Raw genomic sequence first — 19,892 nt, 5'->3', positions numbered from 1 at the left:
GTTAAAATATTACTGAGTAGGAGCATAAAAAATGATCAAATCAAATTTTCGTATGATGTTAACAGCAGTAAGTTGTTCTGTATTTTTAGCAAGTACGATGTTTTTTACCGGATCAAGCTTTTGGGTGACAAATACCTATGCGAATCCTGTATTTGTTCCTTCAGTACAACAACAAGGATTTGCAGATGTTGTATCTAAAGTAAAAGCAGCTGTTGTTTCTGTGCAAGTGAAGGGTAATGCTAAGAAAGAAGAGCGTTTCTTTAGTAATTTTTTTAGCAGTCCAGGGATTGATCAGTTGCCAGATCAACATCCTTTGAAAAGATTTTTTAAAGATTTTTATAATCATGCTCTTCCTAATAATAAGCCTTTGAATCGTTCGCGTAAATTTCGTCCTATTGCCTTTGGATCTGGCTTTTTTACCTCTTCTGATGGTTATATTGTTACCAATCATCACGTCATTGCGGAGGGAACGAGCTATGCTGTCATTCTCGATGACGGTACAGAACTTGAGGCAAAACTTATTGGAGCAGATCCCCGAACTGATCTTGCGGTATTAAAAGTAAATGATAAACGGAAGTTTCCATACGTTGATTTTGCAGATGATTCGACAATCCATGTGGGAGATTGGGTAGTGGCTGTCGGGAATCCATTTGGCCTTGGTGGAACTGTAACAGCGGGTATAGTTTCTGCGCGTGGACGTGATATTGGTGCTGGCGTTTATGACGATTTTATTCAGATTGATGCTGCTGTTAATCGTGGTAATTCTGGGGGGCCGACGTTTAATCTTAATGGACAAGTTGTTGGAATTAATACAGCAATTTATTCTCCCTCTGGTGGGAATGTTGGGATTGCTTTTGCTATTCCTTCAGCAACAGCAAAACAGGTTGTGAAACAACTTATGGAAAAAGGTTCTGTTCAGCGAGGTTGGATCGGTGTTCAAATTCAGGCTGTTACAAAAGAAATTTCTGATTCAATTGGTCTCAAAGAATCTAAAGGTGCTTTAATTACTGATCCGCTCAAAGGGCCAGCAGCAAAGGCTGGCGTTAAAGCAGGGGATGTAATTATTGCAGTTAATGGCGAAAAAATTAATGATGCACGTGATCTAGCAAAGCGTATTGCAAATACTAAGCCTGGAGAAACTGTTACTTTAGGAATTTGGAGATCGGGTAAAGAGGAAAGTATTAAGGTTAAGCTTGATTCCATGCCAGCAGATGAGGGACAGCGAGAAAAAGGAAAATATTCAAGTGAACATGGTAATTCGGATGAAACGTTAGAAGATTATGGTTTGATTGTAGCTCCTTCTGATGATGGTGTAGGATTGGTTGTAACGGATGTGGACTCAGATGCAGATGCAGCTGATAGGGGAGTACGTCCTGGTGATGTCATCGTAACGGTTAATAATAGGCCTGTCAAAAAAGCATCTGATATTACTGATGCAATCAAAGATGCAAAAAAACTAGGGAGAAATGCGATATTGTTACAAGTGCGAACAAATGATCAGAATCGTTTTATTGCCCTTCCAATTCTAAAAAAATAACATTTATAAGAAGTGAAACAGAAACTGACTAAGGTTTCTGTTTCATCAATCATTGAATAAAATAATGGAGATGCGTTTATGAAGATACTCATTATCGAAGATGATCGTGAGACAGGGCGTTATCTCGAGAAAGCCTTTTTGGAGGCAGGACATACAGCTGACATTGCTTATGATGGAGATACGGGGTATACTTTTGCTGAGACGGTAAATTATGATGTGATGGTTGTTGATCGCATGCTTCCATATCGTGACGGTCTTTCTATTGTTACTGAGTTGCGTGCAAAAGGCATCGAAACACCAGTTCTTATTCTTTCTGCTTTAGGTCAGGTTGATGATCGTGTAACTGGTTTGCGTGCGGGTGGAGATGATTATCTGACAAAACCCTTTGCTTTTTCTGAACTGCTTGCGCGTGTTGAAGTTTTACGAAGGCGAAAAAATCCGAAGGAAGCAGAAACTGTTTATTGTGTTGGCGATCTCGAACTTGATCGATTAGCACATATAGTGAAGCGTGGTGACAAGAACATTATATTGCAACCGCGTGAATTTCGTTTACTGGAGTATTTAATGCGATACTCTGGACAGGTCGTTACTCGTACGATGCTTTTAGAAAATGTTTGGGATTACCATTTTGATCCGCAAACAAATGTTATTGATGTTCATATATCTCGTTTAAGAGCAAAGATTGAAAAAGATTTTGATGTTCCCCTTTTGCATACAGTTCGTGGAGCAGGATATATGCTAAAGGCACCAGAAAAGAAAATATGAACCGTTTAATCAACATGATGCGTACGACTGCAGTGAGGCTTTCTGCGCTTTATATTTTGCTTTTTGGATTAGTTGCGGCGGGACTTTCTCTTTATATGACAGCATTCGCTATTTCATTACTGACAGACCAAACGGAACAAGCTTTACGTGAAGAATTAAGGTATATCGAGAGTGCTTATAATTATGGTGGGTTGCCTATATTAATGCGTACTATTGATTATCGTTCACGTCAACCAGGGGCTTTTCTTTATCTTGTCACTGATCCAACGGGTCGTATTTTGGCAGGGAATGTTGCGCACATAGAACCTGGGATTCTTCAATCTAATGGCTTTCTTTCTCATTCTTTTTTGTATTCACGCTTTGGAGAAAATGGCCAGATAAATGAACAAAATAAACATCGTGCTTTAGCGGCTATTATTGATTTACCCAATGCTATGAAACTTCTTGTTGGGCGAGATTTAGATGAACCGGAACGTTTTGTAACAGTTATTCGTAAAGCCGTTATGATTGCTCTTGCAGCAATGGTTGGAGGTGCTTTGTTAATATGGTTTTTTATTGGTCGGCGCGCATTACAAAGGATTGATCGTGTAACAGCTGCATCACAGCGTTTGATGAATGGTGATTTTAGTGGGCGCTTACCCGTTTCTGGAGCCGGTGATGAGTTTGATCGATTGTCAGTTAATCTTAACGTTATGTTAGATCGTATTGAAGAATTAAATACTGGTTTGCGTCAGGTGTCAGATAATATTGCTCATGATCTTAAGACACCACTAACTCGTCTCAGAAATCGTGCCGAAGAAGCACTTGTAGGAAAGAAAACAGAGTTTGAATATCGGCAGGCTCTGGATGATGTTATTGCTGAATCAGATTATCTTATTCGTACTTTTAGTGCTATTTTAATGATTTCACGTATTGAAGCAGGTAGCTCAATTGAGAATCTTGAAATAACGAATATAAAATTGATTCTTGAAAATGCGGTTGAATTTTATGAACCTTTTGCTGAAGAAGCTGGTGTTTCGCTTCGATTGGGACATACTTTTGATAAAGAGCTCAAGCTGAATCGTGAACTTATTACACAATCAATTTTAAATCTTATTGATAACGCAATCAAATATGCATCATCTATAGGTGAAAAAAAGACGGAGGTTTCTTTGTCAATGGAGGGTGATGGAGGACGTTTGCGCGTTGTAGTTAGTGATAATGGTCCAGGAATAGCAGAAGATAAACGTGAAAAAGTGATAGAACGGTTTGTTCGTCTTGAAGAAAGCCGCACACAACCTGGTTTTGGTATTGGTTTAAGTATAACAAAAGCTGTTATGAAACTTCATGGGGGCGAATTGTTACTTGAAAACGCAAATCCAGGATTGAAAGCTGTTTTATTATTTCCTTAATATTGTTATTGCTTGTTTATTTTATAGATATTGCCTTTTTCTAATTTTGTTATGCAATAAAATAGAATGAAAACTAAAATGCTTTCTTGATGGAATGCAGATGAAGACAGCTTTTTTAAAAACACGGCTTTTTCCTTTACGTCCTCTTGATGAGAGTGGTTCACAATGGTTGAAAGATATTGAAGAACAAGCAAGAAAAGAAAATTTAGAACCATTGGTTTCCTATATTGTAGGTGGAGGAGAGCAAGTTGATTTTATCCACGCAGTCATGACTTTATCTCCTTTTTTACGTGGAGTTTTGATTGCAAATCCCTCTTATCTTAGTCCTTTATTGACTACAGATATAGAAACAAGGCTCAGTGAAATTATAGAAGATATTGCTGCCGTTGATAGAGCTGAAATGATTCATGAAACTTCATTAATGGCGGCTTTAAGGTGCAAGAAAAGAGAAGCGCACACTCTAATTGCTTTAGCTGATTTAAGTCGTGTTTTTACTTATGAGGTTTCTTGCGCATGGCTGACACGTCTTGGTGAAGCAGCATTAGGTGCAGCTTTACGTTTTCTTTTGAGAGAAGCTCATGATTGTGGAAAAATACGTTTAGCTAATCGTGATATACCAGAGAAAGATTGTGGTTTAATTGTTTTAGGGATGGGGAAATTTGGCGCTGAAGAACTTAATTATTCCTCTGACATTGATCTGATTATTTTAATTGATGAAATGTCATCTCATGTGGGAGATTCCTATGAAAGTGTTGATATATTTTCAAAAATGGTGCGCCGATTAATCCGTATCATTCAAGAGCGTACTGCTGAAGGATATGTTTTTCGGCTCGATTTGCGACTCCGACCAGATCCAGGTTCAACACCTTTGGCGTTACCTATTAGAGCTGCTCTGCGTTATTATGAAGGGCGTGGTCAAAATTGGGAACGTGCAGCTATGATTAAAGCACGTCCAGTAGCGGGCGACATTGATGTAGGTTTTAATTTTCTTAAAGAACTTTCTCCTTATGTATGGCGCAAATATTTAGATTATGCAGCTATTGCTGATATTCATTCTATTAAACGCCAAATCCATGCTTATAAAAATTATGGGCAAATTGCTGCTTATGGTCATAATATCAAATTGGGACGAGGGGGTATTCGTGAAATTGAATTTTTCGTGCAAACACAACAGTTAATTGCTGGAGGACGCTTACCTCAATTACGTGGACGTAAAACAGTTGAAATGTTAGCAGAGCTTTGCAATCTTGGTTGGATCGGAGAGGAAATTAAAGATAGCCTTATAAAAAGCTATGCTTTTTTACGTAATGTTGAACACTGTATTCAAATGATTGCAGATGAACAAACGCATGTTTTGCCAGAAGAAGTTACGCAATTTACGAGCGTTGCATATTTGATGGGATATCAAGAGAGTCACTGTTTTATTCGTGATTTGTTAGAAACACTTCTGATAGTGGAAGAACATTATGCTGCGTTGTTTGAGCACGAGCAAGAACTTGGCTTGGAAATGGGCAACTTGGTTTTCACAGGTGAGGAGGATGACCCTGAAACACTTATTACATTAAGTCGTTTAGGTTTTAAAAGGGCAAGCGATATTTGTCGTATTATGCGTACGTTGCATTGTGGGCGTTATAGGGCCACTCAATCTGCTGAAGCGCGTGAAAGATTAACAGAGCTTACACCAGCACTTTTAAAGGCTTTTGGTGCGACCAAAAGAGCAGATGAGGCAATGTTGCGTTTTGATAGTTTTTTGCAAGGCTTGCCTTCAGGGATACAGCTTTTTAGCTTATTGCAGTCAAATCCGCCCCTTTTAGATATGTTGGTTTGTATTATGGGTGCTGCACCACGGCTTGCCGAGATTATTACACGTACACCACACGTTTTTGATGGGATGCTGGATCCTAAAATTTTTTCAGAATTGCCAACAAAAGATTATTTAGAAAATCGTTTGCAATATTTTCTTGAAGGTGTCACTTCTTATGAAGAAATTCTTGATCATCTAAGGATTTTTGCTGGTGAACAGCGTTTTTTGATTGGTATTCGGCTTTTGAATGGTACAATTAATGGAGATAGAGCAGGTTTTGCTTTTACTGCGCTCGCTGATCTCATGATTGCAAAAACGCTTACTGCTGTTCAAGAAGAATTTTTTCGTCATCATGGCCATATCAAAGGGGGACGTATTGGCATATTGGGTATGGGTAAGCTGGGAAGCTGTGAATTAACAGCAGGATCAGATGTCGATCTTATTTTACTGTATGAGCATGACGAAAATGTAGAAATGTCTGATGGAGAAAAGCCACTCTATGTTTCTCAATATTATACCCGTTTAATACAACGTTTTGTTTCTGCTTTATCTACTTCTACAAATCAAGGAGTTCTTTATACTGTTGATTTAAGACTACGGCCATTGGGCAATAAAGGGCCTATAGCTGTTCCCTTTCAGGTTTTTAGAAAATATCAACGCCAGGAAGCTTGGATATGGGAACATCTTGCCTTAACCCGTGCAAGGGGTATAGCTGGAGATGCTGATTTTTTGCAAAAATTGGAAAATGAAGTAAGGGAAATTATTGCACTTCCTTGTGATAAAAAGAAGGTTGCAAAAGAAGTGCTTGAAATGCGTGCTTTAATTGAAAAAGAAAAACCACCAGCAAATCGATGGGATTTAAAAACTCTACCTGGTGGTATTATGGATCTTGAATTTATTGCTCAATTTGCTCTTATAACTCATGTCATTGATTTTCAAATTGGAGCGACTACAGCTGATATTCTTTCTCGTTTACCACTCGATTTTCTAAGTCAATCATTGATTGCTGATTTACATTACGCTTATTGTCTTTATAACAATTTAAGTCAGATTATACGTCTTTGCTTAAATGAGGCTCTTAATCCTGATGATATGCCACCTGGGTTGAGCGATCTTTTGCTACGTAGTATTGGCGAGCCTGATTTGCCACGTGTTGAAAAATTAATTGAAGAAATAGGACAATCAGTGCGTACAATTTTTACACAAGTTATGGGACGCTAGATAGAATGTTTCTTAAGTAAAATCATACGTCGATTTTTTAGTATACAAATGAATGTATGTTAAAATAAACTATGAATATTATACTATGCTTTATTTTTTTTTGATTAATAAACTCAGAAAAGCTTTTTTGATTGTCAATCAATAAAGCAGGTGAGTTTATTACACGGATAAGCTTCCTTTTAAGCAATTATTTTCTACTCACAGAAAGCGATCACTAATAATATTTTTATAATTTATTTCTCTGTTCAATTTAATATATGCATCATTTTATATGTAAAATTTTAGCTCAAAGAGTTATAGTATTACACGTATGGTGAGAATTGATACAATACAAGAAATAAGTAAGCTATGCTGAAGATATATGATCGTTGTATATTTTATGATGACTATGTACCTTACACATTATAGAGATTCATGCAAATGTTGAAAGAGGCAAATTTTCAGGGATCTCTTCTATATCCTATTGTGATGCAAGAAAAAGTTAAAATAAGACTATAGATGTAGACGTGTTATGCGTGTTTAAATTGCTTCAGAAGAAAATAGATCTGTAATAAGGAGAAAAGGGAGAAAAAGTAAATTTTATCAAATTATATGCTGTTTATAGTATTTATTTTTCTGAGAAGTATGCTCAATATATTAAATATGTTTATCATTTTAACGTACAATACTTTTAAGTATAATAAGTAAGATTATGATTTTCTTTTTACTTATTGCATCCGTATTTATCTGCAATAAGATTGAGATGAGGTTTAGTGCCCTTACTAAAGTAGAGAAGTTTATCTTTCATTATAAGTTAATGACAAACTTTATTCCTAGGATTAAATATTTGGGTTTACATTAGATTTTCATACGAGAAGTTTAGAGTTCATTGGAATAAGGTCATTTTTTATGGGTGAAGATTTAATTTGTAGGAGATTCCTATGAATTTAAAGATGTCACAAAGTATAATGGAAAAGCGTAAAAACAAGAGTAGGCAAGATACGATTATTGCGACGGCAAGAAAGACATCTATAGGGAGTCTTTTGGTAGCTAAATCTCATAAGGGTATTTGTTATATTGCTTTAGGCGATTCAATTGAACAATTATTACAGGAATTAGGAACGCGTTTTACCAATATAAAATACAATATTAATGATAATGTGTTGAATCAAGAAATAGCATATATTGTAGCGATGGTTGAAACTCCTAAGTTGGTAAAACATCACAATTTACTATTCGATATCAATGGCACAGTTTTTCAAAAAAAAATTTGGACTGCATTATGTGAAATACGATGTGGAGAAACAATTTCTTATAAAGAGTTAGCGCAAAGTATTGGTATGCCAAAAGCGTACCGTGCTGTTGCTAATGCATGTGCATGTAATGAATTGGCATTAGTGATCCCCTGCCATCGTGTAATCCGAAAGAATGGTGCTCTTTCTGGTTATCGTTGGGGTATTCAGCGCAAACAAATTTTGCTACAACGTGAACGATATTAAAGATTTAATTTTGTTGAATTGGCATTATAATCGTTACAATTGTGCCTTTTCCTTCTTTAGAAGTGATTTCTAGTTTTCCTTTATGTAGTTCTAATAAAGAACGAGATATAGCTAGTCCAAGACCTGAACCAGGGTGGGTTTTGGTAAATTGATTTTCAACTTGTTCAAAAGGTTGTCCAAGTTTTTTGATTGCTTCTTGGGGAATACCAACACCTGTATCTTTAATACTAAAGATAAGGTTGTTATTTTTCTGGAAAGCACGGATATCAATGCTGCCACCAGAAGGTGTGAATTTAACAGCATTTGAGATAAGATTAAGAAAAATTTGTTTCATAGCGCGACAATCAACATCAGCATGAAGTTTTTGTTCAATATTTGTTGTAAGAGAAATCTTTTTCGCTTGTGCTTGTGGCGTTAGTGTACGAATTGTTTCACTGATGATTGGCTCAAGGTTGATATTTTTACGGTCAAGGGTAAGTCTTCCAGCCTCGATTTTTGACATATCAAGAATATCATTGATAAGAGTAAGAAGATGGGTTCCTGAATTATGAATATCGTGCATATACTCTTTATAGCGTTGTGAACCGAGAGGACCAAAGGTAGATTGTAACATGATTTCTGAAAAACCAAGAATAGCATTAAGAGGAGTACGCAATTCATGGGATATATTGGCTAAAAATTCTGATTTAGCTTTGTTAGCACTTTCGGCTCGCTCTTTTTCTTCTTGCAGGCTTTTATTAAGCTTTTCAACTTCTGTAGCACGTTGTTGAGCATTGCCTCGAGCACGTTTCAGCTCTTGAATGAATGAAAAAAGTCGTCTTTCACTATCTTCAAATTTTTCTTGTTGTTGTTTAAGTTCAGAGATATCAGTGCCAACACAAACAAGCCCTCCATCTTGTGTGCGTCTTTCATTAATTTTAAGCCAGTAGCCATTTGCAGTTTGACGAATACTCGTTAAGTTACCAGATTCATCTATCTTAAGAGGATATTCACTGATAGCAGGACGTGACATGGCTTCAACAGTTGCACGTTCAATTCCTGATTGTAGCATTTGTTTAGGGATAGCAGCATATTCACAAAATTTGCTGTTAGACATAACTAGACGTCCTTCTGAATCCCATAAGACAAAAGATTCAGAAATATTTTCAATCGCATCACGGATACGAAGGTCAGCTTGTGCAGTTTGTTCAGCAAATTGATGTTGTTCACTAATATCAAAGGAAATACCAACCAAGTGAGGTTCTTCTTCATCGGTTACTTCGGCGCGAATGCGCATCCATACATAATGACCTTCAGCGTGACGCATAGGTACATTAATATCGATATGTTTTTTTTTACTCTCCATTAATTCTTGAGCGAGTTCAAAAAAATTTGCATCTTTTGGATCAATGATAGCAGTAATTTGAGAAATTGATAGGAGTGCATTTTGAGGTTCATAGCCAAGCATTTCATACATTGCTCGTGACCAATAAACCCGTCCACTCGCCATATTCCAATCCCATAATCCACAACGTCCCCGCATCATAGCCATATCAATGCGATTTTGAATTTTTTCTGAAATCAAATCTGTATTACGTGCTCGTGTGATTTGATTATAATAGGCATAGAGAAGAACTAAAATAATACTCACTGTTCCTATCAGTAAAGTTATATTTAATGAGAACTTTTTTTCCCATTCCGTATAGATATGTTTTTTTGTTGCACTAGTGAATACTCCATATTGGCCACTGTCTGTTTGGCTGAATGAAGCGAGAGCAGGTTCTTGTTCTATTGTAATTGGTATGATGCCAGTGTTTTTTTTGAGAGGCCATGAAATGATATTCCCAGAAATAAAATCCTGTAAAGACTCCCCTGAAATTATTTCTGAATTAGACGAAGCTAGTATATTTCCATTGCGATCAAGGATAGCTATCATAGGATTGATATGAGTAGAGCTGTGATGATGAAAGGTTATTAGAATATTTTGTAAATGATTAGGAGAAAGAGAGGCTACTTTTTTTTGCTGAGTAAAAGCCAGTAAATCATGATCGATTTTATTTACTATAGAGGAAGATAAAAGAGAAAGTGTGGAACGCGCATTCTTATCAATTGTATGGCGCCAGTCATAAAGTGACGCAAAGCGTATTGTTGCTAACACAATCAAAGATATAATAATGGCGAATGGAATAGAACGTCGCAACCAAGGTTCGATAAAGAGGAGTTTTTGGTAAATTGAATTAGAAATACGTGTTACTCCTACCCCGCGATTTGAAGCGCTTGGTTTTGAATCAGAATGCATTCTTGTGGCCGCGTTATACACGTCCAATTTAGCCATTTCTGGGATCCTCTAATCATGAATAATGTAACTAGAAAACTGTTTTGGTACTCATAACAATTCAGTAAGCCTAATGAATCAAAACAAGAGTCTTCTGTCTAGTCTTTTTTTAAAAAAAGAATAATTTTACTCTGATGAGTATAAATTATGAAAATTAAAAGAACTTTAATATTACCTATAAATAGGCTAAAATAGCTATTTATAGGCTTATTGTTACGAGAGCTGCAGAAGAACTAAATTTGGATTAATTAATAGAGCAATATTACAATAATTTAATTATAAATATTTTTATTTTAAGCAAGTGTACGATTGATGATATCTGTTACATCGCTTGATAATTTTTCTGCTGCTGCAATTGTTTTTAATGCAGATTCGAGTTTTTTCTGTCGAATAGGTTCCAATTGTCTCCAAGAGCGCATAATTGTTAATAACCGTGAAGCAAGTTGTGAATTTTTAGGGTCAATTTCTAAAATAGTTTGGCATAGAAAATGATAAGATGCTCCATCAATCCTGTTAAAACCTGTTTGGTTCCCAGAAGCAAAAGTGCCAATCAAAGCACGTACTCTATTAGGATTATCTTGTGAAAAAAGCGGATGTTTTGTGAGTTTTTGAACGCAGTCAAGTGTTGATGCTCCTGCAACCATTGCTTGAATTGCAAACCATTTATCCATGACTAAAGGATTATGATAATATCGATTTTCAAAATCATTTAAAGCATTTTGTGCTTGTTTGCTTGTGTTAAAGCGTTGTACTAAAATCGTTATGCTGGCAATGCGATCTGTCATATTATCAGATGTGGCATATTGTGTGGCAGCGCGCTCTGGATTAGCTTCAGCAATAGAGAGATAGTCTAAGATGATATTGCGTAATGCTCTTTTTCCAGTTTGCTCAGCATTTGGTGAATAAGATTCTTGTACCTGCATTTGTACGTAGAATTCTGTGAAAAGTTCTTGATGGGTGTGTGCAATAGAAGCTAAAAATTGATTACGTACATAGTGTATTCGATCTGGATCAACATTTTGACCGATTGTATGTGCAAGTTCACTTTCGCTTGGTAAATTTAAACAAAATGCTCGAAATTCCGGTTCTAGGTTTTCATCTTTGATGATGGTTTTAATCAACTCTAGTAAATTAGAGGGCATGGTTGCTTTTTCAGCTGTTTTATCTTGAATGACTTGAATAAGAGCTTGGGTTATGAGAGTATTCAGTGACTGCCAACGATTGACTTGATTGCTATCATTTTGAGCAAGAAAAATCAGTTCGTTTTCGTCAAATGGAGTTTGTAAAATAATGGGAGCAGAAAAATCTCGTAGGAGTGATAAAATAGGTTTATTAGGTAGTCCTTTTAATTGAAAGGTTTGAGATTCCTTAGAAAGCAACATAATATCTGATTGAATAGTTGTATCACTTTCGTAGATGAGTGATTGTCCCTCACTTCCTAATAGACCAAAGGCAATAGGGATGAGCATGGGTTTTTTATTATTTTGTTGTGGCGTTGGTGGAATATGTTGCTGTGCATGAATTGTTAAAGTACCTTCATTATAATGGCTATCAATTTTCACATGAGGAGTACCTGCCTGTTCGTACCATAGCATAAATTGTGAGAAATCTTGATCCGATACTTCAGCAAAACAAGCGATAAAATCTTCAATAGTACACGCTTGTCCATCATGGCGTTGAAAATAGAGATCCATACCTTTACGAAAGAGCACAGGACCTAAGATAGTCCGTATCATACGCACTACTTCTGCACCTTTTTCATAGATAGTTGTAGTATAAAAATTATTGATTTGACTATATTGACGAGGACGTACAGGATGAGAAAGAGGACCAGCGTCTTCAGGAAATTGTGTAGCTTTCAACATTTTTATGTTCTCAATCCTTTGCAGACTGCGTATATTTTGATCTGCAGAAAATTCCTGATCACGGTAGACAGTTAATCCCTCTTTTAAACAAAGTTGAAACCAGTCACGACAGGTAATACGATTACCAGTCCAATTGTGAAAATATTCATGTGCAATGATACGTTCAATATTTTTATAGTCTTTGTCTGTTGCTGTTTCAGGATCTGCAAGGATATATTTATCATTAAAGATGTTAAGACCTTTGTTTTCCATTGCGCCCATATTGAAATCAGAGACAGCAACAATATTAAAAACATCTAGATCATATTCACGGCCAAAACATTGTTCATCCCAACGCATGGAACGTTTGAGGGCATCCATGGCATAGGTTGCTTGTTTAGCTTTACCTTTTTCTACATAGATACCAAGTTTAACACGCCGTCCAGATGCTGTGATAAAATGATCTTCAAGTTGGTCAAGATTTCCACCAACTAAAGCAAAAAGATAAGATGGTTTTGGATAAGGATCCTCCCAAACAGCAAAATGCCGATTATTTTCAAGGATGCCTGTTTCAATGAGATTACCATTAGAAAGCAAGATTGGAATCGTCTGAGAATCTGCTGTAATTTTTACTGAATAGGTAGAAAGAATATCAGGACGGTCATAAAAATAAGTTATGCGACGAAAACCTTCTGCTTCGCATTGTGTGCAATAAACACCGTTTGAAAGATAAAGTCCCATAAGTTGACGATTACTTTCGGGGTTTAATTCTGTCACTATTTGTAATGTGAAAGAAGTTGCAGGAGGAGCAATAATTTCTAAGTTCGAAGGAGTGCTTTTATAAGCATTTTTAGCTAATTTTTCGCCATTGATAGCAACAGAAATTAATGTCAGTTCGTCACCAGAAAGTACGAGAGGTGTTAATTCTTTTGTATGTTGACGCGGTTCAATAGACAATGTCGCTTTAACGACAGTTTTTGTTGGATTCAGACAAAAATTAAGTTGTGTTTTAGGTATAGCATAGGGTGTTGGTTGGTAATCTTCTAAATGATAAACAGGAATTGTTTCTTGCTGCATAATTGTTTCCCTTGCTATATTTGGAGAGTATAATTTGTTGAAAGGCTGCTTATTGCTTAAGAAAAGGCAGAATTTAAAAATGACTAAAGATTATTTAAATGGTTTTTTACTTCTAAAAAGTCCATCCATGTAAGCTTTTTTTGACTAGGCGTCCTTAAAAGATAAGCAGGATGAAAAGTTGGCATAACAGGGATTTGAAGATCTTCATTTTCATAAGTAAGCCATTTTCCTCTTATTCGAATAATGCCACTCTGAATTCCCGTAAAGAATTGTGCGGCAGTGCTTCCTAGTGCTATAAGAATACGAGGCTTGGCTAATAAAATTTGACGTTCAATAAAAGGGCGACATAATGCAACTTCGCGTGGTGTTGGTGTGCGGTTTCCTGGTGGACGCCAGGGAATAGTGTTTGCTATGTAAACATTTTGTCTTGAGAGACCAATTGATGCGAGTATTTTGTTGAGTAGTATGCCTGCTTTTCCTACAAATGGAATTCCTTGTATATCTTCTTCTCGTCCTGGAGCTTCACCTATGAGCATAAGAGGGCTTCCTGCTGTTCCATCAGAAAAACAGGTATTTTTGGCTGTTAGTTTTAATGAGCAACCATTAAAAGAAAGAAGGGCGGATTTCAACTCATCAAGAGTTTGAGCACTTTTTGCTATCTCTACAGCTGAGAGTACAGGTTGTGTTTTGTCTGGATTATCAGGTGCAAGAGTGTGCGATTTTATGGTTGGAGATATTTGTTTATAATAGGGGATATCGTGTGCTTGGTTTAATTGCGGTTCTAAAGAGGCAGCTTGATTAAAGTGATCAATAGGAACGTCAGTAAGCGCAGCATCAACACCACTCTCTTTGTAGAAGCTGAGTAGATCTTCATTGGAGATTACATCTTTATTTTTTTCTGACATTTTGCTTTTTGCTTTATACTGATCTATCAATCAATAAACTAAGAAGAATTATTCTTCAAGATTTATAATGTGTTTATTATAAATAGAAGTTCAGTATACTCTCAGAAAATGGAATGGTATTAGATTTTTAATGATCCTTTTTGCAATGCTTTAGAAGCAATGTGTAAGTGTACGCTTTAGCATTTTTTATGGCTTCAATCATCGATTGTTTTAATGCCAGATTTGCAGCAATAGCACTTGAAAGGATGCAACCTGTTCCACGCATCGTTCCTTTTAAACGCGGAGAGGAAATATTTATAATTTCAGTTTTATTAATTAAGCTGTCTGTTGCAAAATTACCTTCGGTATGTCCGCCTTTTATTAATATATGGCGTGGACCAAATGAAAGAAGTCTTTGTGCTTGGTGGATTGCTTCTTCATGATTAGAAGCCAAAGGGCTTTTACTGAGAAGAGAAAGCTCTGCCATATTGGGTGTTAAAAGATCAATATGAGGAAGCAGTTTATTGAGCATAATATCTGTGATTGTTTCTGTGGTAAGCTGCCCCCCTGATGAGGCGATGAGTACAGGATCAAGAATGGTTGGAATATGATGATAATCTTTTAAGATATCACAGATTCCTTCTATAATTGCTTGGGTTCCTGTCATACCGATTTTGATTGCATGTATTGAGTTATTTTTAAGGGCAATACGCATTTGTGCAGAAATAGTTTCTTTACTCATGGGTACAATTTCAGCAACATGGTTGTTATCTTGTACGTTGACAGCTGTGATTGCTAAACTTGCTTTTGTTTGAAAATGTGTTGCTGTTTCTATATCACGAGCAATACCGGCTCCTCCTGTTGGATCGGTACCTGCAACAATAAGTATAGAAGGCATTAGCGCCATGCTTGAGTCACCTTTATCCACTGTTGGACACGTTCTTCAGGCTTTTTATTTAAAATAATATCAGTGACAACAGCAGCGCTATTTGCTCCAATTTTTAAAATACTTATTGCGCGTTCTGGTGTTAAACCACCAATACCTATTAAAGGCAAAGAACCAATTTTCTTTCTCCATTGCTTGATTTTTTCTAGTCCTTGTGGAGCCCATTTCATTTTTTTTAAAATTGTTGGATAAATGGGACCAAGTGCAATATATTCGGGAGAGATAGATAAACTGATATCTAGTTCGTGTTCATCATGAGTGCTAAGACCAAATTTTATACCACTTTTACGGATTGCTAAAATGTCAGCACTTTTTAAATCTTCTTGTCCAAGGTGAATAAAATCACATTTTTCGTCAATGGCTATTTTCCAATAATCGTTAATGACTAATTGGACTTTAAATTTATCACATATATTCTTTGCTCGTTTTATATGTTGAATGATTGTTTCTGTATCTTTATCTTTTATGCGTAGTTGTATCAGCTTAATTCCAAAGGGAACTAAACGTTCAACCCAATCTGCACTATCAACAATGGGATAAAATGGGTCAAGTTTCATGAGAATATTGCTTTGCCGATAACTGGTGTTGAAGGCACTGCTACATTGCGTGCTTCAAGGAGTCCTGCTTTGTAACCGATATGTCCTGCTATAATAGCTTTAGAAAATGCTTCAGCCATTAATACAGGATCACCCGCTTTAGCAACAGCTGTATTGAGGAGTACTGCATCATAGCCAAGTTCCATAGCAATGGCAGCATGCGATGGACGTCCAATACCAGCATCGATAACAAGAGTAAGATCAGGAAGATACGCACGGATAGAACGTAATCCATCAGTATCACGAGGACCTTTAGCAGATCCAATAGGCGCACACCAAGGCATAATGACACGGCAGCCAACTTCAAAGAGTTTTTCAGCAACAATAAGATCATCTGTTGTATAGGCAAAAATTTGAAAGCCTTCATTATTTAAAATTTGTGCTGCTTCAACTAAAGAAAAAACATTTGGCTGTAATGTATCTGAATTACCAATAACTTCCAGTTTAATCCAAGGTGTTTTAAAGAGATCTCGTGCTAATTGAGCTGTTGTGACAGCTTCCTTAACAGTATAACAGCCGGCAGTATTGGGAAGTACAGTTATGTCAAGTTCTTTAAGAAATTGCCAAAATTGTCCACTCTGTTTTCCCCCTGCAGTTTCTCGGCGTAATGAAATTGTTACAATTTCTGTACCAGATTTATGAATAGCTTTACGGAGAACTTCTAGTGAGGGATATTGAGCTGTACCTAACAAAAGGCGGGAAGAAAATTCACGTCTATAAAAATTCAACATCGTTTTAGCCTCCTTGCATTGGGCTTAGAATTTCAATTCTATCTCCTTCATGCAAAACAAATTGGCTTCGTTCATCAAGAGAAACAACTTCAGAATTAACAGCCGTTGCTAGCCAATTACCTTCATAACCTAATTCATCAAGAAGTAAATTAAGATAGGTTGCTTTTGTTTCAATTATTTCACCGTTAACAGATATTTTCATGCTTTATTCCAACGCTAATTTTACCGCTTGTTTTGCCATTTCTGGAGATAAAAGAAAACCATGTCTATAAAATCCATTAATAAAGATATGATTATCATGTTTATGAACATAAGGTAAATTATTAGGATAGCAGGGACGAACGCCAACGCCGGATTCAATAATTTCTGCTTCAGCAAAGGCAGGATGGAGAGTATAAGCTGCGTTAAGAAATTCCATCATTGATCTTGCCGAGATAGCACCACTAAAGTCACTTTCAATCATTGTTGCTCCAATCATAAAGATATTATTTGGTCTAGGGACTACATAGAGTGGAATACGTGGGTGGAGAAGACGAATTGGACGAGAAATTTTAATATCTGTGCTGCGCACTAGAAGCATCTCACCGCGAACTCCTCGTATATTTTTATCTTTTCCTAAACGTGCTATTCCTGTTGCATCAATGATAGTATTAAAATTCTCTTCGGATATTCCTATATCAACAAAACAGGCTCCATTTTTTATAAGAATTTCTTTTAAAGTGATCAGTGCTTTGCGTGGATCAATGTGTGCTTCAGTTTCATAAAAAAGTGCACGGTTAAAACGTCCAGCAAGATCGGGTTCAATATGTGTTATTTCTGTATTATCTATGATTTTATGATTATTTGTACGCATTGAAAATCGTTCGAGCTCTGCTATATCTCGCGTAGGAGCAACGACCAAAGTACCTTTTTGTTCTACAATATTAGGAAGTATTTCTTTCCACCATTGCATAGCTTGTATACCAAGATCTTCGATAATTTGTTCAGAACTTTCTTTTTCACAGTGAGGTGCTAACATACCTCCTGCATACCAGCTTGCAGTTCCTATAGGAGAATGGGGAGGCGCAGATACAGTGATAGGGATACCTTTTTGTTGTAGCATAAAAGCAACTGTTAAGCCCCCTACACCTGCGCCTTTGATAAGAATATTTTTCAATTGTTTGCTTTCTCTTTTCTAGAGTGAGCATTTTCTATGTAGAGATCACCGCTTTTTTTATATTTTTCAGCCATAGCAATCATACCTTCTTCTTTTCTTTTTGTTGCTGCATCACGGATATCATGGGAAATACGAATTGAACAGAATTTAGGTCCACACATAGAGCAAAAATGCACTAATTTATGGGCCTCTTTAGGCATTGTTTCATCGTGAAAGGAGCATGCGGTATCTGGGTCAAGGGAAAGATTAAATTGATCACGCCACCGAAAATCAAATCGTGCACGTGAGAGGGCATTATCGCGTAATTGCACTCCAGGTAAGCCTTTAGCAAGATCAGCAGCATGAGCTGCGATTTTATAAGTGATCACCCCGGTTTTTACATCATTTTTATCTGGTAGTCCTAGATGTTCTTTAGGTGTTACATAGCAAAGCATGGCAGTACCAAACCAACCAATCATAGCGGCACCAATAGCCGATGTGATATGATCATATCCAGGAGCAATGTCAGTTGTAAGAGGGCCTAAAGTATAAAAGGGTGCTTCGTGGCAGAGGGTTAGTTGTTTTTCCATATTTTCTTTAATTTTATGCATTGGTATATGACCAGGTCCTTCAATCATAACCTGTACATCTTTTTCCCATGCAACTTTTGTTAGTTCTCCCAAAGTTTCAAGTTCAGCAAATTGGGCTTCATCGTTTGCATCCGCAAGAGAGCCTGGACGCAATCCATCTCCTAATGAAAGAGAGACATCATACATGCGTGCAATGTCACAAATTTCATCGAAATGTTCATATAAAAAATTTTCTTTATGGTGATGCAGACACCACTTAGCCATAATAGAACCACCTCGTGAAACAATACCTGTTACGCGATTAATCGTTAAGGGGATGAAGGGCAATCTTAATCCTGCGTGAATAGTAAAATAATCAACACCCTGTTCTGCTTGTTCAATTAAGGTATCGCGAAAAACATCCCATGTTAAATTTTCAGCAATACCATGTACTTTTTCAAGCGCTTGATAAATTGGGACAGTCCCAATAGGAACAGGAGAATTGCGAATAATCCATTCACGAATATTATGAATATTACGACCTGTTGAAAGATCCATAACTGTATCTGCGCCCCAACGAATGGCCCAAACCATCTTTTCAACTTCTTCTGCCATGGATGAAGTAACTGCTGAATTACCAATATTAGCATTAATTTTAACACGAAAATTACGACCAATAATCATTGGTTCGCATTCTGGATGATTGATATTTTGAGGAATAATAGCTCGTCCGCAGGCAATTTCATTGCGAACAAATTCTGCAGTATAGGTTTCTGGTATTGATGCGCCGAATGTTTCTCCCGATATTTTTTTTTGATCTTTTGCTACCAAACCTTCATTTTCACGTATAGCAACATATTCCATTTCTGCAGTAATAATACCTGCACGTGCATAAGCCATTTGTGTGACTGCTTTATTATTTTTTGCGCGAAAAACGGGACGAGTTTGTTCAAAAGTTGGTGCAAGATTTTTATCATGAGTAAAACCATTATCTGCAGGTTGAATTAATCGTGCCGGATAGGATTCAATGTCAGAACGCTCAGATAGCCAGGGTGTGCTAATGGCAGGTAATCCTTTTGTAATATCAATAGTCGCATTTTCATCGGTATAAGGACCTGAAGTATCATAAATCGTCAAAGTTTCTTCATGACTATTATCTGTCAGAGAAATTTCACGGAATGGTACGTGTACATTAGGAAAGAGAAGGCTCTGTTGATAAATTTTGCGTGACGCAGGGAAAGGAGAAAAACTAATTGATGGAGTGTTTTTTTGCACAAACTTTTTCCTTATAGATTCGTAGTGAAAAAATGCCTTGCAAGGTTATTAGGGATGCGTTCAGCTCAATAAATCAGATCTCTTTAATAAGATTACGCACAATATCATTTTTTGTATCAATACACATCCGACAAAGCTCATAAAATTTTATTTTGAGGAAATCAAGAACAATATTTTTTGTAGTGTCTATATATGTACTCCACTCCTAGTCAGAGCATTTATTTGTGCAATTATGATCAGCTGAAATACCTATATTGTCAATTGCAAAGATGTATTTTGAATAATTTTGAAATGTTTTTTGAATAGAATCAAGAAAAATTATAAA

At 36.5% G+C, this 19,892-nt stretch carries 14 protein-coding genes; 5 read left to right on the top strand and 9 right to left on the bottom strand.

All coding sequences use genetic code 11. From position 1 onward, the window contains the following. Positions 1-31 precede the first annotated feature (31 nt). The 5 genes from Bra60_RS04600 (at position 32) to Bra60_RS04580 (ending at position 8,196) form a co-directional block, all read left to right on the top strand. Positions 32-1,537 (top strand): Do family serine endopeptidase, encoded by a 1,506-nt coding sequence (locus Bra60_RS04600; RefSeq protein ID WP_078688761.1) that lies wholly within the window; start codon positions 32-34, stop codon positions 1,535-1,537. 78 nt (positions 1,538-1,615) lie between these two features. Continuing rightward, positions 1,616-2,302 (top strand): response regulator transcription factor, encoded by a 687-nt coding sequence (locus tag Bra60_RS04595; protein ID WP_078688760.1) that lies wholly within the window; start codon positions 1,616-1,618, stop codon positions 2,300-2,302. Next, the gene (locus Bra60_RS04590) at positions 2,299-3,693 is read left to right on the top strand and encodes a sensor histidine kinase (protein ID WP_078698109.1); all 1,395 of its coding nucleotides are present in this window, start codon (positions 2,299-2,301) and stop codon (positions 3,691-3,693) included. The genes Bra60_RS04595 and Bra60_RS04590 overlap by 4 nt, the downstream gene beginning before the upstream one ends. A gap of 100 nt (positions 3,694-3,793) precedes the next feature. Further along, entirely contained in the window at positions 3,794-6,718 is a 2,925-nt protein-coding gene (locus tag Bra60_RS04585; RefSeq protein WP_078698108.1) for a bifunctional [glutamine synthetase] adenylyltransferase/[glutamine synthetase]-adenylyl-L-tyrosine phosphorylase, read from the top strand. Positions 6,719-7,638: 920 nt separating this feature from the next. Continuing rightward, on the top strand, positions 7,639-8,196 hold the full coding sequence (locus Bra60_RS04580) for a methylated-DNA--[protein]-cysteine S-methyltransferase (protein WP_078698107.1): 558 nt from the start codon (positions 7,639-7,641) through the stop codon (positions 8,194-8,196). A 4-nt stretch (positions 8,197-8,200) separates the two neighbouring features. Here the strand turns inward: Bra60_RS04580 and Bra60_RS04575 are convergent, their stop codons facing one another. The 9 genes from Bra60_RS04575 to thiC form a co-directional block, all read right to left on the bottom strand. Next, entirely contained in the window at positions 8,201-10,510 is a 2,310-nt protein-coding gene (locus Bra60_RS04575; RefSeq protein ID WP_078698106.1) for an ATP-binding protein, read from the bottom strand. Between the two features lie 293 nt (positions 10,511-10,803). Beyond that, positions 10,804-13,431, bottom strand: a complete 2,628-nt coding sequence (gene pepN, locus Bra60_RS04570; RefSeq protein WP_078688755.1) for an aminopeptidase N — start codon at positions 13,429-13,431, stop codon at positions 10,804-10,806. Between the two features lie 83 nt (positions 13,432-13,514). Then, positions 13,515-14,336 (bottom strand): uracil-DNA glycosylase, encoded by an 822-nt coding sequence (locus Bra60_RS04565; RefSeq protein WP_078688754.1) that lies wholly within the window; start codon positions 14,334-14,336, stop codon positions 13,515-13,517. Between the two features lie 127 nt (positions 14,337-14,463). After that, positions 14,464-15,222: a hydroxymethylpyrimidine/phosphomethylpyrimidine kinase gene (locus Bra60_RS04560; protein ID WP_035007044.1), complete on the bottom strand. Its 759-nt coding sequence runs from the start codon at positions 15,220-15,222 to the stop codon at positions 14,464-14,466. Then, entirely contained in the window at positions 15,213-15,818 is a 606-nt protein-coding gene (locus Bra60_RS04555) for a thiamine phosphate synthase (RefSeq protein ID WP_035007045.1), read from the bottom strand. The genes Bra60_RS04560 and Bra60_RS04555 overlap by 10 nt, the downstream gene beginning before the upstream one ends. Beyond that, positions 15,815-16,588, bottom strand: a complete 774-nt coding sequence (locus Bra60_RS04550) for a thiazole synthase (protein ID WP_078688753.1) — start codon at positions 16,586-16,588, stop codon at positions 15,815-15,817. Before Bra60_RS04550 ends, Bra60_RS04555 begins: the two co-directional genes overlap by 4 nt. A gap of 4 nt (positions 16,589-16,592) precedes the next feature. Next, the gene (gene thiS / locus Bra60_RS04545) at positions 16,593-16,790 is read right to left on the bottom strand and encodes a sulfur carrier protein ThiS (RefSeq protein ID WP_035007049.1); all 198 of its coding nucleotides are present in this window, start codon (positions 16,788-16,790) and stop codon (positions 16,593-16,595) included. A 3-nt stretch (positions 16,791-16,793) separates the two neighbouring features. Then, the gene (locus Bra60_RS04540) at positions 16,794-17,744 is read right to left on the bottom strand and encodes an FAD-dependent oxidoreductase (protein WP_078688752.1); all 951 of its coding nucleotides are present in this window, start codon (positions 17,742-17,744) and stop codon (positions 16,794-16,796) included. Then, a complete protein-coding gene (gene thiC / locus Bra60_RS04535; protein WP_078698105.1) occupies positions 17,741-19,567 on the bottom strand; it encodes a phosphomethylpyrimidine synthase ThiC in 1,827 nt (608 codons plus the stop codon). Before thiC ends, Bra60_RS04540 begins: the two co-directional genes overlap by 4 nt. Positions 19,568-19,892: the final 325 nt, after the last annotated feature.

It is taken from the genome of Bartonella sp. Raccoon60, assembly GCF_002022585.1.
Classification (GTDB): domain Bacteria; phylum Pseudomonadota; class Alphaproteobacteria; order Rhizobiales; family Rhizobiaceae; genus Bartonella; species Bartonella rochalimae.
This window is presented reverse-complemented; position numbering and strand designations above follow the sequence as displayed.

What these genes read in the sequence shown, in the direction of transcription:
- thiS (WP_035007049.1), bottom strand. Translation starts at nt 16,790, where the DNA reads ATGAAAATATCTGTTAACGGTGAAATAATTGAAACAAAAGCAACCTAT.
- Bra60_RS04585 (WP_078698108.1), top strand. Translation starts at nt 3,794, where the DNA reads ATGAAGACAGCTTTTTTAAAAACACGGCTTTTTCCTTTACGTCCTCTT.
- Bra60_RS04600 (WP_078688761.1), top strand. Translation starts at nt 32, where the DNA reads ATGATCAAATCAAATTTTCGTATGATGTTAACAGCAGTAAGTTGTTCT.
- Bra60_RS04580 (WP_078698107.1), top strand. Translation starts at nt 7,639, where the DNA reads ATGAATTTAAAGATGTCACAAAGTATAATGGAAAAGCGTAAAAACAAG.
- Bra60_RS04575 (WP_078698106.1), bottom strand. Translation starts at nt 10,510, where the DNA reads ATGGCTAAATTGGACGTGTATAACGCGGCCACAAGAATGCATTCTGAT.
- Bra60_RS04550 (WP_078688753.1), bottom strand. Translation starts at nt 16,588, where the DNA reads ATGTTGAATTTTTATAGACGTGAATTTTCTTCCCGCCTTTTGTTAGGT.
- Bra60_RS04595 (WP_078688760.1), top strand. Translation starts at nt 1,616, where the DNA reads ATGAAGATACTCATTATCGAAGATGATCGTGAGACAGGGCGTTATCTC.
- Bra60_RS04560 (WP_035007044.1), bottom strand. Translation starts at nt 15,222, where the DNA reads ATGGCGCTAATGCCTTCTATACTTATTGTTGCAGGTACCGATCCAACA.
- Bra60_RS04565 (WP_078688754.1), bottom strand. Translation starts at nt 14,336, where the DNA reads ATGTCAGAAAAAAATAAAGATGTAATCTCCAATGAAGATCTACTCAGC.
- pepN (WP_078688755.1), bottom strand. Translation starts at nt 13,431, where the DNA reads ATGCAGCAAGAAACAATTCCTGTTTATCATTTAGAAGATTACCAACCA.
- Bra60_RS04555 (WP_035007045.1), bottom strand. Translation starts at nt 15,818, where the DNA reads ATGAAACTTGACCCATTTTATCCCATTGTTGATAGTGCAGATTGGGTT.
- Bra60_RS04590 (WP_078698109.1), top strand. Translation starts at nt 2,299, where the DNA reads ATGAACCGTTTAATCAACATGATGCGTACGACTGCAGTGAGGCTTTCT.